Below are 16316 nucleotides of genomic sequence, written 5' to 3'. Positions count from 1 at the left end.
TTTCTACAGAGGTTTTACCAATTATTTCCTGACATGATCAGCACCTGGCTTTCAGTTCCGTATTTAATCTCATTAAGGAAGATTTCTTTCCCTTCATCCAATGGAATCATGGAAATTCCTCTGCGTTCATATTCTGATTCAAGGGTGGAAGAAACCATTCCGGCTCCTTTCCATGGTCCCCAGTTGATCGAGATTACCTTTCCTTTTAATCTTTTATTTAAAGCATTTGCGTAATCATCCAGTACACTGTTGGCTGCCGCATAGTCTGTCTGGCCTTTGTTACCGTATACGGAAGCAATACTTGAGAATAATACTACAAACTGACAGTCTGTACGAAGCTGCTCCGCCAATACACGAAGTGGTTTTACTTTGGTATCAAATACACGTCCGAAAGAACTTGTCGTCTTTTGTTTGAATAATTTATCTTCTAAAAGACCTGCTCCGTGGATTACTCCGTCAAGACGGTCGTATTTTTCATAGATATTGCTGATCAGGTTACTTAAACCTTCTTCGTCACAAAGATCTAATGATTGGTAAATAATGGTATTTCCAAGTTCTTCCATGTCACGGATCGTGCGAAGGATCTGATTATTTTTGAAGATCTTAGTCGTTTCTTTTTCTATTTCTGCAGGAGAAGTGAATTGTCCGGATCTGATCAGGAAACCTCTGATTTCTTCTTTGGTTTTCATTCCTTCAAAGTCTTTTGCAGAAACTTCATTTCTTGGGTCTGCAGATCTTCCTACCAGAATATAGGTACATGGATAAGCCTGAGACATGTGTTTTCCCAACTCAGCAGTGATTCCCTGTGCGCCTCCAAGTACCAGTACCACAGATTTCTGATCTAACTGGATGTGGGCTTCATTTAAACTTGTTGACAATGGGGAAGGGATGATGTCTACCTTATGTCTCTGATCATTTTTGTAAATGATTTCAGCAGGTTTATCATTGGTAAGGATTTCCTTTAAGGTAATTTCAGCAATCTGATCTACTTCCTGAGGAGTACTCAAGCTGATCAGTCTGCAGGTTATATTGTCAAATTCTCTGGCCAGACTTTTGAAAAGTCCCGGATAACCCTGATGATGACGCAATACGCTCACATCAGTAATTTCCTGAATATGTGCCGGAATATCTGAGATCAGGTATACCCATTTTGCTTTATCAAAATCCAGTTTTTTGATCAAATCTACATGATCGATAATACTTGGTTTATCGGTTGCTGAGAATAGATCCAGCATAATTAATCCGTCAATATCTGAAAGATCTTTTTCTGTATCTACTATTTCTACAATGGCTCCATATTTTTCTAGAGCTTCTTTGATCGCGGAGGTCTGTTTGCTGTCATCTTGTGTAATGGCAAAACGTTTCCCCTGTAATACTTCTGTATTTTGTACTAGCGAAGCATCAGTTGGTGTGATATCAAAACGAAGACGTGAAAGCACATTTTGAGTTGGCTCTGCGATGTTTGTTTCTTTTGTTTCCTGAGTAGCTTCGCTGGTTTCACCATTCATTTCGCTGATCCAGCTTGCCAGACCGCGAAGAGTTTTAATAGCAGCCAGTTTTTCCATAACATCATCAGCCTGTTCAAGATTTTGACCAAAACCGATTTTGGTTTTAAGATCACCAATGATTTCCATACGTTTAATGGAGTCGATACTCAAATCTGCTTCCAGATCAAGGTCAAGACCCAGCATTTCTTTTGGATATCCCGTTTTTTCACTTACGATATTCAGAATCGCATTTTGAAGATCTTCAAGAGAAAATTTAGGTTGAGCTTGTGGTTTTGAAGCTGTTGATTCAGCTGCAGATCCGTTTTTTTCAGCAGCAGTTGTTTCAGCTCCTGAGAATTCTGTAAGCCACGAAACAAGACCGCTTAAGGTTTTTATTCCTGCTAACTGTTCCATAACGGTATCTTCGCTGGTATTTCCGTTACCCAGACTTCCCAGTTCGTTACGAAGTGTTCCGATGATTTCAACTCTTTTAATGGAATCAATACTTAAATCAGCTTCCAGGTCCATTTCCATGCCCAGCATTTCCTGAGGATATCCTGTTTTGTCACTTACTACCTGTAGTAATAAGGATTTGATATCTCTTGAAGGAGCTTGTTTCAAAGCTGCAACGGCTACCGGTCTTTCCTGCTGAACAGGCTGCACCGGAATAGTAGATATTGGCTGTTGAACCGGAGCCTGTACCGGAGCATTGTATACAGGAGCAGGGAACGCCTGAGGATTCTGTCCCATAAAGGAAAGCATCACATCGCGTTGTGCCTGTATCATTAATTTCATGCTGTTTAAATATTCCTGCAGCATACGTTCAGCAGTAGACTGAGCTTCAGTTGCAGGGGCCTGTGGTTGATGAGTAAAATTGTTCATGGGAATAGGGTTTATGAGTGGTAAAGCACCATTAGATGGAAGATTACCATGAGTTGGGTGGGCAGTCTGCCCGTTAACACGCCAGATGGCAGGGCTTTTCTTGTAAAGCTCAGGTTGGTTAAGATCAATAACCTTAACGCTGCGGCCATCAAAAAGTTTATCAATACTGAAACTTCGGCCAGTTCCTAAATATTGTGCCAGCATACAAAGCAGGTGGCTGAATTTATTACGGCTGTTGTCTTCAACATATAAGGTCAGCTGATCTTTTTCAAGGCAGGATTTAGTCAATCCGGTAAGGACTTTTCCTGGTCCTACTTCGATGAATATTCTTGCGCCGTCGTTATACATTGCCTGAAGCTGTTCTACAAATCTTACAGGCTGTACCAGATGGTCAGTAAGTCTTTCTTTTATTTCTGATGGATTCGCGGGATATACTTCTGCTGTGGTATTGGACCAAACAGGAATCTGCATTTCCCCGAAAGGAACATTTTTCAATACCTCAGCATATAAATCCTTGGATTTTGCTAATAACGGACTGTGGAATGCACAGGCAACTTCAAGCTTTTTAGCGGAAATACCTTCCTGTTTAAGAACTTCCAGCAATTTATTGATCGCTTCTGTACTTCCAGCAATAACACATTGTGTAGGAGCGTTAAAGTTCACCGGATAGCATCCTTCTACTTTGGCAATGATCGGTTGTAAACGTTCTGCTGTAGCACTTGCTGCCAGCATTGAACCCGGATCTCCACCTTCTACAGAATCTAAGATAGACTGCGCTCTCTGAACACTTAAGTTTACCAATTGATCTTCTCCAAATACACCTGCAAAACATAATGCCGGAATTTCACCGTAGCTATGACCTGCCAGCATATCAGGAATAATACCTAATGATTCCAGGAATTTCGCCAATGCAAGGTCTACAATTCCTAAAAGTGGTTGTGCTAAACGGGTATCTTTAATGGTTTCTTTTTGTTGTTTTAAATCAGCTTCGTTAAAAGTCTTAGATGGGAAAACTACTTTTTCAAGTTCAGGGTACTCATCAATAATCTTACGCATAGCCGGGAAAACTACAAATAAGTCACGAGCCATATTGATTCTCTGGCTGCCTTGTCCAGGGAAAGTGAAGGCTACTTTACCTTCTTTTTTATTCACGGTAAACGTATCTTTTGTTTCAATCCCCAGCAATACCAGCTCAAGCTTCATCATCAGGTCTTCAGCGGTATCTGCAACAATACTGTACTGGATTGTCTTTTCTGAACTGATACTTAAACTGTAAGCGATATCTTTTAATGGAATCCCATCGTTAATTTCTAATAAAGCTTTGACCTGGCTTGATTGTCTTTTGGCTTCTTCATAAGTGTCTCCACGGAAAACAAATAGTTCTGAAGGCCATGACTGCATGGCGATTGAGTTATCCTCCTTAGGATGGTTGGCAATTACTGTATGGAAGTTTGTTCCCCCAAATCCGAAAGCACTGATCCCTGCATAACGGTTTTTCTCCGCCCATAATCCACTTTCTGCATGGAAGGCAAATGGACTGGTTTCTGCATTATAATAAGCATTCGGCTGCTGAAGGTGAAGGGTAGGTGGCTTTACACCATGATAAACCGCAAGGGAAGCCTTGATCAATCCTGCTAATCCTGCCGCACATTTTGTATGTCCGATCTGGGTTTTCACAGAGCCTAAATGAGTCTGTCCAGGCAATGCCCCAGAACGGCTGAATAAATTAGTTAGTGCACTCAATTCAGTTTTGTCACCCACTACAGTTCCTGTACCGTGAGCTTCCACTAAACCTACAGAAGTAGCACTGATACCCGCTTGGGAATAAGCGCGTTCTAATGCTCTTACCTGGCCTATCTGTCTTGGAGCAGTCAATCCCAGTGCTTTACCGTCACTGGATCCGCCAACTCCTTTGATCACCGAATAAATACGGTCACCATCACGTACAGCGTCTTCATATCTTTTTAAAACAAGGATGGCAATACCTTCTCCAAGAGCAATACCGTCTGCCTCACCGTCAAAAGTAGCACATCTTCCTTTTCTGGAAAGAGCGTGAGTGCTGGAGAACATCAGGTAATCATTGATTCCGTTGTGTAAATCTGCTCCTCCTGCAAGAACCATATCAGATTTTCCTAATACAAGTTCCTGGCATGCCAGATCAATAGCGGCTAATGACGAAGCACAAGCTGCATCTACGGTAAAGTTTCTGCCGCCAAGATCCAGTCGGTTCGTAATCCTACCTGCGATAACATTGGCAAGAATACCCGGGAATGAGTCTTCTGTAGTATGTGGGAAGGCTTCTTTTACTTCTTCATGAAGTTCTCCGAAAACCTGCTTATAATATCCTCTGAAACTATAGCTGTTGGCAAGATCATTACCCCCTTCAGCACCTATAATGACAGAAATGTTTTCTCTGTTGATATGTTTTTCACCATATCCTGCATCTTCCATTGCACGCTTGGCAACCAATAAAGTCAATAGCTGTGTAGGTTCAATGGCAGCAAGAGATTGTGGCGGAATTCCGAATGCCAGCGGATCGAAATCAATTTTAGGAATAAATCCTCCCCATTTGGAGTGAGAGACATCAGATTCGTTGGAATCTGGTTTATAATAAAGGTCTTTATTCCATCTTTCGTCCGGTACTTCGGTAACGCTGTCTTTTCCTAAAATGATATTTCTCCAGTATTCATCCAGGTTTTTAGCTCCCGGGAAAATACATTCCATTCCTACAATGGCGATGTCCAATGGTTTTTCTGTAGAAACCGGTTCTTCCGGTAACGCTGCATCCTGAATGTGCTCGTAGTTGTCTACAACACTTTGATGCAGAGCTGCTAATGAGATCACACGATTGTGCATCGTAGCTACTTGTCCTATCATATACATTCCTAAGTCTAGTTGGTCATCTTTAGGAATGCTGACAAGTTTATCACCCTGACGCTCTATACCTTTAGCCGCAATTCTTAAACGGCCTACATTTAATTTTTCAAGCTGTTCCCATACCTGTTTTTTATCCATTCCTGCAGCAAGAAGCTTTGCTTTTTCTGTATTGAAATGGTGGGCAAACGCTGTATTGAGACAACGGGTTTCATGTCCCGGAGCTGTTTCCAATAAAACGGTATCTTTTGCCTGCATAGCCTGCGACTGGAATTCTTCCTGAATAGCTCCCGTCTGTACTGCCTCATGAGTATAAAGGTAAGCGGTTCCCATCAATACTCCAATTTTTACTCCTCTTGCAGCTAATGGAGCGGCCATGATGGATACAAACGCCGTTGAAAGTGCGTTATGAATTCCTCCTGCAAAAAAGACACTGATGTTTTCAGGGTTTTCTTCTTTTAAGATACGTTCAATTTGTTTTTCCCAAAGAACCATACTTGAAAGCGGGCCTACGTGGCCTCCGCACTCACGTCCTTCAAAAATGAAATTTCTGGCACCTTCTTTCAGGAAAATATCCAGAAGGGCAGGGGAAGGAACGTGTAAGAATGATTTTATTCCGGCTTTTTCAAATACTTTAGCCTGAGCTGGTCTTCCACCTGCAATCAAAACTACAGGAGGTTTAGCTTCTAATATATAAGAGGTTTGTTCTTCTCTTAATTCCTGTGGAGCAAATCCCAGAATACCTACACCCCATGTTTTTTCACCTGCAAGTTTTTTGGTATCCATTACCAGAGACTTTGCAGATTCTCCTTTCAATAAGGATAAGGCAACAAAAGGTAAAGCTCCGGCGTCTGCTACTGCATTTGCAAATAACGGAACGTCGCTTACACGGGTCATCGGACCTTGAGCGATAGGGTAATGAAGACCCAGTTCCCGAGCTAAAGAGTTGTCTTTATCAATTACTTTAAGTGCTTTTGCCTGCTTCAGATGTCCATACATTGCCTCTTTGAATCCGAAAACCAGTTTTTTCAGAGTTTTGAAATCCTCATACAGGTCTGTTGCCAGCGAAATGTCTTGTCCCATTGGGATATAACATGTGCTGAGGTCTAAACCGGTGAAATACTGTTTCAGATCTTCAGCAGTTGTGTTTTCTGGTAATACCGGTGAATTGGGTCTTACCAATACACGATGGTTAGCAATCACCTTAGTTTCTGTACCATTCAGTTTTGAGCAAACTTCTTTCAGATCTTTTGGAACTGAACTTTCAGGGAACAGGGCCAGTTGGCTGTCCAGTATAACTCCTGTTGCTCCCAATGCTTTTGATGCCGCTGCAGTATGGAGACCTATTCCTCCCTGTACCCACACCGGAATGTTCTGAATTTCTTTGATCACACGCTGAAATAATACAAACGTGGATTCATAGCCTACCCATCCACCTGCTTCATTTCCTTTGATAATGATTCCTTCTGCTCCCGATTGTTCAGCCTGTCGGGCTTCTTCCAAACTGCTTACCTGATAAACTGCAGGCAGATTGAAGGGTTTTGGCATTCCGAACGGAAGGATAGCGAACCTTACTTTTTCAGGAATTTGAATTGTAGTGAAATTGTCATTAGAAAAATAAATACCATACGATGGTACGTCTATCTTGTCAAGTTGATGTAACGCTTCCTGTGCAGCCGTTATTTCATTTCCTAAACTTAAAACGGGAAATGCACCCGCCTGGTGTAGTTTAGGTATAAGGTTAACGTCTGGTTTTTCAAAAGGCGTCAGTCCAATAATGGTTAAGTTTTTCATGGCGTGATAATTATTGAATGATAGCAAGAGATTCGTAACAAAATGCAGGGCCTTTCGGTATTAAGGCGATCGCTTTTTGTTATGATATAATAAAATTGGTTTTTGTTAAATCTTTAATGATGTTTGTGTTTTTATGGTAATTATTCAAGAATCTATTGTTTGTTAATAGATTGCATGAGGTAAGGTTGGTGTCCGGTTTTTCAAAAGGCATTAGCCTGATTTTAGTCAAGTTTTTCATAGCATTTACGGTATAGGAATAGTTAATGATATCTCATACCAGAACACGGATGCCATTAGTATTGATGGTGTTTTTCTGTTATGAGTGAATAAAAATAATAAAAACGTACATATTCTTTAGTCATAAATACAATTTGATAATTATTTATTAATGTATAAATATCAATTGTTCATATGTTATTAAAATATATTTATTGTTTATTTATTCTTAGAAACATGCCGGTACAATCTTCTCAACTTTAATTATAAATAGTTATAGTTAAAGAAATGTTAAGCAAATATAGGAATAAAAAATAAAATATTTCAAAAACAAGAGATTTGTTTTTGCATATATTACAAAAAGATAATATAGAATGAATAAGGTTCCGAAATGTAAAAATTGCCTTTATCAATCTGATAAAACGGCAAAGCGAATTTAAATAAAATTAATCAATATATTGTGATTTAATTTGAATTATTTATGAACTTTCTCTATCTTTTTGATAAATAAAGAGATAGATAATTTTAAGAATAATTAATATATCTTTCCGAAATTCATAAAAAAAACAGTAAGTATCTGATATACTTACTGTTTTTTAATTAGGTTACCATTAAGATTTTCTGATAAATATGCCCCCTTAAAGGGTGCCGGCTCATATAATTTTTATTATCCCGGTGAGCGATCTGTAAATGAACGAGCTTTTACAATTTAAAATATACTTAATCCGTATTGTTTTGCAAGATCTAAAATCATGTGATATCCTGCCAGCGAATTGCCATGCTGATCCAAAGATGGACTGAATACGCCAATTCCCATTTTTCCCGGAACACTTACGGTAATTCCGCCTCCGACACCGGATTTGCTTGGAAGACCTACGGTTCTGGAATATTCACCACTGAATTCATACATTCCGGCAGTCAGCATTTGTGACTCTACCAGTTTTGCCATGTCTGCATTCTTATAAGTAGCATCCCCGTCAAATCTTACACATTGGTTAGCAAAGAAATAACCGATTTTTGCAAGATCTTCAGCGGTAAGCTCAATAGAGCATTGCTTGAAATAATTATCCAGCTGGTCTTCATTTCCGGAAATCAGTCCGCTGTTTTTCATTATGTAGAACATCCCCCGGTTACGGTGTCCGGTTGCTTTTTCAGATTCGTAAACAGATTTGTTATACTCAATTGCTTGATTTTTGGTGATATATCTTACCATATCCAGAATCTTAAGGAAAGGTTTCTCGCCTTCTCCTGAAATTAACGAAGTAGTAAGGATGGCTCCTGCATTCATCATAGGATTGAGCGGTTTGCCTGTGGTTTCAAGATTTGAAAAATGGTTGAAAGGTTTATCGGAACCGAAATATCCCATCTTATCAAAAATATGGGCTTCACCCTTTTCGTTGACGGCTACCATTAATGATATGATCTTGGAAATACTCTGCATTGTAAATTTTTTACTCACATCACCAGTGTTGAATACCTTTCCGTTTTTATCCACTACTGAAAAGGCGATTGCTTTAGCGTCCATTTTTCCCAGTTCGGGAATATAATCTGCCACTTTACCTTGTGTATAATAAGCCCTGTTTTTTTCCAGAATGGTATTGAGCGTTTTTTCTGAAATTGTTGAAATATCTGCAGTTTTCTGAGCGTAAATTATTGTGTTTAAGGAAAGAAAAGCTGCAGTGCAAATTCCTTTTGCAGAAAATAAAAAGCTGTTGTTTTTCATAGGGAAGATCTTCAAATAAAATGTTTATGATAAGCCTCGAAAAACAAAGATAAAGTATTTTGATCTTGTCAGCAATGCCCATTTATTATACCCGGTAATGTTTGTGCCACCAGTGAAGAATTTAATCTAAAAATCAAATTCTCTTTTAATAGTTTTAAATGTGATTAATTTTAATATAAAATTGATTTATTTAGAAAAATATAAACAATTTGCGTTTTTGGTTGTTAATTTTGTTGTTGATATGCTATAAATTATGGATTTTTTTTTGTTAAAAGTCTTATGAAACCTCAGAGAATGAGAGAGGATGTGTTTTTTTTAATATAACTAATAGGTCTGTGAAATAACATATAATCATGAATTTGTCTATATGGTTTGGAATTCAATAGTGAAATAATGCTATTTTTTCACTATTAAATGATTTTTGTATTATTATTTTTATTAATTTGACAAAAAATTAATAACTTTTTTTTAATAACTATGAAAAACAACACCTATTTTGGTAGGGAGCACATCTTTAGATGGCTGCTACTATGTTGGCTTTTGGTACCTTGGGTACTACAAGCACAAGCTCGAATTACATGGACTGAACAGGTTGGATGCCAGGAATTCCGTGGCGAAAAAGAAGACCAGATTCCTGATAACGGAGTCGCTGTTTCCTACATCAACTCTTCTCAATGTTTACGTGTCTGTGAGAAATCAATAGATCCTGTCAAATATCTTGTTCAGGGAACGAACGTCTCTAATGTACAATGGACTATTTCAGGAGGAACTTTAACGCCTTCAGGACCAGGAAATACGGCAGCGTATGTGACCTGGGGAGCTGCAGGTAATGGCTCTTTACAGGCTGTAATTACCTACAATGACGGAACTGTTGAAACCCAGACCATATGTATTGAGAAAATCAACAGACCGATTGCTAAATTTGAATTGTTAAACCTGGATTATACCGTATGTAAAAATACGACGGTGTATTTTGATAACCTTTCCGAACAAAACGGTGGATCGGATATTATCAATTATTTCTGGGAGTTTGGAGATGGAGTAACCTCTACTTCCACAGCTTTTGAACCTTCTCATGTGTATACTACTCCCGGTACTTTTACTGTCCGCCTGACTGTAACCAATAAGTGCGGCTGTAAGAATACCTACAAAAAGGAAATCAAGGTATTGAAATCAGATCCTGTACAGATCAACTGTGCATCTGTAGTATGTGAAGGCAGTATTGAAAAATACAGCGCACAGGACGGATGTAATAAAGGACAATGGAAAGTCATTGGAGGATCTATTGTAAATAATTACGGAAGCGAAATCGAAGTGAAGTGGGATCAGGTAGATCCGCTTGATGGTTTCGGGTATGTAATGTACTTATCTGAATGTGCTTGTCCTGAGTGGACTACTATCAAAATTCCTGTAGTTTTAGCGAATGCAAAAGTAAAAGGACAGGCGGTAGTATGTGCAGGTAAACAATATACGTATTCAATTCCTCAATGGCCTACAACCAGCGTTCAATGGAACGTAAGCGGGCCTGCAGGAGGACAGTTGTATTATACTCAACAGAGAAACGAAGCTATTTTCTCTGCTACTCAGCCTGGTACTTATCACCTTGTAGCCAATTATCACAATACCTTATTACCATGTGAAGGTCAGGCTTCTATTGATATCGTAGTGGAAGCTCCGGTAGAAGTAAGTGGTGGTGCGGATGAGATCTGTGCAGGAACAAGTCAGGTGTTTACGACTAACCCTAACGTACCTGTTACCTGGAAAGTTACCACAGGCGGATCTTCTTTTACATCTGGAGTAACTACAGGGCCATTTAGCTACACTTTTACAGCAGCTGGTACTTATACTATTACTGCTACTAAACAAGGTGGAGGGTGTGAAAGTAATGCAAGAATCATAAAGGTGTTACCAATTCCGCAGGCCCCTACGGGTACTATTTCCGGAGAGACAAGAGTATGTTCCGGAAGACCTTATGTATATACGATCAGTCCTGTTGATCCTGGAATGGTTCCGGTTTGGAGTGTTACCAACGGAACAATTCAGGGAAGTAATGCAGGTTCTTCTATAACGGTGATCTTTAACGCCGGAGCTTCATCATATACGGTGTCTGCACAGAATAAATCAATCAGCAGCGCAGGATGTCTTTCGGCTCCAACTACGTTCAATGTAGCGCCTTTAGATCTTAACTCCATTACGATTAATCCTAATCCAGGACCTTTCTGTCCGAGTAGTACTCAGACTTTCAGTGCTAATCTGAACGGAATTGTTCCTGAATTTATGGAATGGACATTTGGAAGTTCCAACTTCGGAAGTGTGATAGGAGGGCAGGGTACAGCTAATATTACTGTAAACTTCAATGAGATCTCTTCTACGAGCAGTACAACTCTGAATCTGAGAATTGTAAAATGCGGGGTAACAAAAATTATCAGCATACCGTTATCTTTAATACCGCTTCCGGTAGTCAACTTTACAAGTGTAGGCGGAGTTTGTTTAGGCTCAAACCTTTCTTTCACGGTAAATCAGGGAACAATTACTTCGGCTACAAATGTTACTTTCACATTTGCTAACGGAACAACTTATACTACAGCTTTCAACCCGTCAGGAAATTATAGCTTCCCAAATAATGGGTATATCTCGAATAATACAGGAGGTAATATTTCTCAGGTGGTTACTGTAACATATACAGGAACTAACGGATGTAGTTATAACCCAACAGCAAGTGCAAACTTTACCATTTACCCAGAAACTATTATTACCATTTCTCCGGTATATAATGTTACTGTTTGTGACCCGACAACAATGACGCCTTATACTCTTACGGCGAACAGCTCTACAGGGCTTACGAATATTAGTTCATGGCAATGGTATAAAAATAATTCACTTATACCAGGTGCTAATACAAACTCATATACCATATCGGGTGCAGGGGCTTTTGGAACATATAAAGTACGTGCGGTAGATATTAATAACTGTGTGGTTTTTTCTCAGAATGTTAATGTCACTCAGTTATGTCCGAGCAGTGCAGGCTGTACAACAGATCCTCAGATCAGTTTTGTTCCACAGTGGTCAGATTGTAATACAATTTCTGTTACCGGTTTATCTTACATTGGAACTCCTGACGAGATTCAGTGGCTATCAGATAGTGTACTTACTTTGTCTTCAGGACAGGGAACAGCTACACCGGTATATCAGACGAATCTTCCTGCTGCACATATTGTTTTTGTACGTTTAAGATACGGTTCGTGCTGGTACAGCAAAGGGGTAGAAGTAAGAAAGAACTACGAACCTAAATTCAATGTAAGTACAGTATGTAATGGAGGAGGCTATAATGTAACTCTTTTCAATACATCAACTATATTTGAAATCAATCCGGCATCTATTACTTACACATTCTCCAGCCCGGGTCAGCCAAATCAAACAGGACAGACGGCTACTTATAACAATCTGGCGCCAGGTACTTATACCTTTACAATGACAATGTCTGCACCTGGAAAACCAACGTGTACTACCACGCAGACTATTACATTGGCTCCGGTTCCTAGCACCAACTTCCTGGTTCCGGCATGGATATGTGTGCGTGAGGCGATTACATTCTCTCCTATATCATATATTCCCGGAAATACTTATACCTGGATCTTTGATGGAACATCATATGTAACCGGAGGACCGAATGCTACCATAACGTATAATACGGCCGGAACAAAAACAATACAGCTGAAAATTAAAACTCCTAATGGATGTGAATACACTTCTGCTGTCATTAATATTAGTGTGAAAGAAGCTACTCTTGATGGTAATATGGCGCCACCGGCTCTTGTTGCCTGTATAGGAAGTGCTCCTAATATCTTATTTACAAGTACTCTTGGATCTCCAAGTCATTACATCTGGATGAATGGTTCTCAGCCTGTGGCTGGAGCACCAGACTCTCCGGTTTTCACTCCAACTCAATCAGGAAGCTACTGGCCGGTGCTGGTATCTTCAGATGGATGTAGAACAAGTATCATGAGTACGAAAGCAATACCTGTGACCCTTAAAAATCCTCCATATGTTAATATATCCGGAAAAGCCAACATCTGCGAAGGATCTTCTACAACCCTTAGCGGCCTTGTAACGGATACAACACTGGAATACCAGTGGAAGAAAAACGGAGGATTGGTATCAGCTCCATGGAGTCCTGGTCCATATCCGATTATTTTCGATACAGGATCATTACCTGCAGGTACCTATGTTTATACTCTGGAAGTAAGAACTCCGGGTGCATCAGGATGTACAAGTTCTAAAAACTTTACTGTTACGGTAAGTCCTCCACCATCACCGGTTACGGTAACCTATAGTCTGGTGAGCTGTCAGCCTTATAAAATTAAGTTAACAGCATCAGGACCATCTGCAGGAGATTACAATTGGAGTAATGGAATGACGGGTCAGTCTATTACAGTAAATGAAGGGGGTGCTTATCAGGTTATTTATACTGCGCCAAGCGGATGTAAAGTAAGTAACTACACAGAAGTTCCATTAAGTCTTGAGAGTCTGATGTGGGTATTCCCTACAGGATGTTATGATGAATGTCTTAGAGACAGATATATTTTAGGACCGAAAGGAATCTTTGACCATCATGAGTGGCAGCTGTTCGGAAACAGTATTCAAAGCGGAAACAATGTTTTCATTAATCCGTTGTATATTGGTGCTCCGGGAACCTATCAGCTACAGATCTCTCATTTAGGATGTGTATTTACTTCCGGAACGATGAATTACTATCCTGGTAAAGAATGTGGATTTGAATCAGATTGTAAGCTTGAGACAAATATCAAAGCCATGAAGTGGGTTGGAGATCATTATCAAGTGACTGGTATTATCCAGAATATGGGAAGCCAGCCGATAAGCCTTACTGTTTCGAGTCTTAATGGATATGGAAGCTATATTCCGTCTATCATCACTATTCCGGCAGGAGGAGTGTATGATATGAACGCTAATCCGTTGGCATTCTATCCAAACTCAAACTTCCAGGGTACAGATGAGATCTTATTCTCAAATGAAACATGTAAGTTCACTACCAAAGCAACAGATCCGGACTGGATGGGTATGAGAAGTGCAGGAAGAAGCGTAATTGCGGCTTCAGTTTCTTCTCTGAAAATGATACCAAATCCTGCGAAGGAAAAAGTGAAAATCTCGTATCATACGGGCAGTGAAAAATTACTTGCCAAACAGATTACAGTTTTTGATGCCATGGGCAATGTCAAATTCCGTAAAGAACTGAAAGCGGCTTCCGGAGAGGTAGACGTAGAAGTTAACAGCTGGCTGCAAGGTGTTTACATTGTCATTGTACAAACGGGAGACACTTCATTACAAGGAAAACTAATTAAAAATTAGTAGCTTATAAAGCAGTGTTCTCTTCGGAGAGCACTGTTTTTTTATAGTATGTGAAAACTAAAAGAATTTTTATGATACAATTAAAAAACAAACTGTGGGGACTGCTTCTGATACTGCCGGCATTATCTTTTAGCCAGACTTATCAATGGCAATGGGGAAAACAGGCCGGAGGAATAACAGGCTCGGCTGATCCCGGGTTTCATTATGTATTTGATGAATCCATAAGGGATATTGTAGTGGATAACAACAACAATACCTATTATCTTGCAACGATGCGTGAGCAGGGACAAAACCTGAATGGAACCTCTGTAAACAATTATGGGCTTAGTGACCTTTTTCTTTTTTCTGCCGATTGTGAGGGGAATATAAGATGGTCCAGACCAATAGGAGGTTCGGGAGACGGAGAAAATGCCTGGCATATTAAAGTGGATAATAACGGAGGGTTATATATAATGGCTACCATTTATAATAATTCATATATAGGAGATCCTACTGCCGTTCCGGTACATTTTGATGACACCCATACATTACCTCTGTATACTCATTATGATCAAACGATAGATCCTGCCCATAAAGCAGCTTTTCTGTTGAAATATAATACTTCAGATGGTACATTGGCATGGAGCAAGCCTTTGCAGGGAGATGTTAACTATTCCTCCCGTATGTGTGATGTCCAGATGATGTATATGGATTCTTCCAAAAATATCCATGCTGTTATGGGATTCCGGGCGGGAACTCATCTGAATGGCTTGATTACAGTACCTTCAACATTTACTTCAGCCTATCAGTATTATGCAGTTAAGTTCAATTATGATAATGGTAATATGACACCTGCAGCACCTGTACTTCTTCCTATCACAGGAGATGCAATATATGCAGTAGGAAGAGAAGGGAAAGTAAACCTGGTATACGATGAAAGCCTGAACCGTTATTATCTTGCGGGGAAAAGAATGGATGCAGGGTTTAGTACGCTGCTTGATCTTTCCTATAATAATGTACCCTTTACGAAAGCTGCTTATTTATTGGCTTTTGACGGAACTACGGGAGCGGAGGTATGGAGAAAAGAACTTAATAATGGCTCTACAAGTACAGATGATGAAATTCATTCCATCATAAAAGACCCTGCGACTTCAGATATCTACATTTCAGGGCGTTATTTTAACGGAATAACAGTGCCTGCCACTTTTGGAACTTATACTTTTCCTTTAAGAAGTTATGTTGAAGCTGTTCCGTTTGTTATGAAGCTTAACGCTGCTGGCTCGGTACAGTGGGCAAGAACGCCTGAGGGAATGTCCGGTCTTCAGTTTGGATATCGTTTTACCAAGGGAACCCTTGCTATCAATGGAAACGAAGTCGCTTTTGCCAAAGGAAGCTGGTCTGATATCTGGGGCAGTTATACCATGACACGACCTGATGGGGATAGATCAGATCCTTTATTGGTTAGGCTCAACAAAGATACAGGAGCTGTTTTGGGAGCGGGAGAAATCCACAGTAATTTCAATGTGATAGATGAATTTACGGCAGTTGCTGCAGATAAAGATGGCAACTATATTGTGGGAGGTTTTTTCCATGACCAATTATTTACAGATTCCAATGATAATGTCAATACAATGGCTGTCAATGTAGCAGGAGGAAAATCTCAATCATTTTTTACAAAATATGCTAAATCGGCATGCAGTCAGATGTCGGTAGAAGAAACAGCCGTTCAGGCAGGAATACAATTATATCCGAATCCTGTTCAGGATGTACTTACGATCAGAAGCAAAGAACCTTTGGTTTCCTATGAAATCTTTGGTGCTGCAGGACAACTGGTAAAACAGGGAACTTTGAATTTGATGCAGGAGCAAATAGTATTATCTTCTCTTCAGACAGGAGTGTATTATATTAAACTTAAAACAAAATCTTCTACAGTAACAGAAAAGATATTGAAGAAGTAAAAAACAAAACTGAAAATTAATAACCTTACATATAAA

General features: G+C 39.7%; 4 protein-coding genes. 2 read left to right on the top strand and 2 right to left on the bottom strand.

Annotated elements, in window-relative coordinates; translation table 11 throughout:
• Positions 1–14: 14 nt before the first annotated feature.
• Both DYR29_RS08520 and glsA read right to left on the bottom strand, forming a co-directional pair.
• Complete coding sequence (locus tag DYR29_RS08520) at positions 15–7037, bottom strand: type I polyketide synthase (protein WP_213280132.1); 7023 nt, start codon at positions 7035–7037, stop codon at positions 15–17.
• Between the two features lie 925 nt (positions 7038–7962).
• Positions 7963–8976, bottom strand: a complete 1014-nt coding sequence (gene glsA, locus DYR29_RS08515; protein WP_142718735.1) for a glutaminase A — start codon at positions 8974–8976, stop codon at positions 7963–7965.
• Between the two features lie 477 nt (positions 8977–9453).
• Between glsA and DYR29_RS08510 the strand changes: the two genes are divergently transcribed.
• Both DYR29_RS08510 and DYR29_RS08505 read left to right on the top strand, forming a co-directional pair.
• Positions 9454–14343, top strand: coding sequence for a PKD domain-containing protein (locus DYR29_RS08510; protein ID WP_213280131.1), 4890 nt, complete (start codon positions 9454–9456; stop codon positions 14341–14343).
• Positions 14344–14414: 71 nt separating this feature from the next.
• Positions 14415–16280, top strand: a complete 1866-nt coding sequence (locus tag DYR29_RS08505; RefSeq protein ID WP_213280130.1) for a T9SS type A sorting domain-containing protein — start codon at positions 14415–14417, stop codon at positions 16278–16280.
• The last annotated feature ends 36 nt before the right edge of the window (positions 16281–16316 follow it).

The organism is Chryseobacterium indologenes (assembly GCF_018362995.1).
In the GTDB taxonomy this organism is placed as follows: Bacteria; Bacteroidota; Bacteroidia; order Flavobacteriales; family Weeksellaceae; genus Chryseobacterium; species Chryseobacterium indologenes_G.
Note: the sequence above shows the minus strand (reverse complement) of the source record. Positions and strands in the feature narration are given on the sequence as shown.